The 954-nt window shown below is 56.4% G+C and carries 1 pseudogene; it reads right to left on the bottom strand.

From position 1 onward, the window contains the following. Positions 1 to 201: 201 nt before the first annotated feature. Positions 202 to 954: pseudogene (locus A3754_RS01535) on the bottom strand (efflux RND transporter permease subunit); the annotation flags it as partial.

Here is a 954-nt window from a genome sequence, read left to right on the forward strand (position 1 = left end):
TCCGGTGACTTCGATGTTTTGTGTCCGACAGTGAAGCGAACGGTGAACCCATTGGAAAGCCGGTCCACGCGCTATCCCCTCCCAACATCCGCTACGCGGGGCATGTTGCCTGCAGCGTGAACCGTGTTGCAGCCGCAAAGCGGCACAAAAAAAGCCCGGCAGAGCCGGGCTTGAACATAACTAACGAAATCAGCGCGCCAGTTAACTGCGTAGTTTGGCGCGGGCCGGGTCCGGCTTGAGCAGGAAGCGAGCCAGAGCCGGCAGAAGCCAGAGGGCACCGATCATGTTCCACAGGAACATAAAGGTCAGCAGGATGCCCATGTCCGCCTGGAACTTGATGGAACTGAAGACCCAGAAGACAACACCCACCGCCAGGGTAATCCCGGTGAACGCCCCGCTTTACCTGTGGTTTTCAGGGTCTGCTTGTAGGCATCTTCCAGTTCCATACCCTGCTTCAGGTATTCAGACAGCTTGCTGTAGATATAAATGCCGTAATCCACACCGATACCTACACCCAAAGCGATCACCGGCAGAGTCGCGACTTTTACGCCGATACCCAGGTGAGCCATCAGTGCCTGACAGAGAATGGAGGTAAGCCCCAGCGGTACAATGATACAAATCACCGCACGGAAAGAGCGGAAAGCGATCAGGATCAGTACCGACACCACCGCATAAACCAGAGCCAGCATCGGGTACTGGCTGGCGGCGATGGTTTGGTTGGTGGCCGCTTCCACGCCGGCGTTACCGGAGGCCAGCTTCAGCTCCATCACATCCTTGTTGTTACGAGCCTCGGCAAAGTCAGCCACTGCACCGGTAACACGCTCCAACGTTTCAGCCTTGTGATCGTCCAGGAACACATAAACCGGTGTCAGCGAGCAATCCAGGTTGTACAGGCTGTCCGGCATGAAGCTCATGACGTTATTCAACGCATACTGGTCCCGGGAAATGGTCGCC

Source organism: Alcanivorax sp. HI0083 (assembly GCF_001635175.1).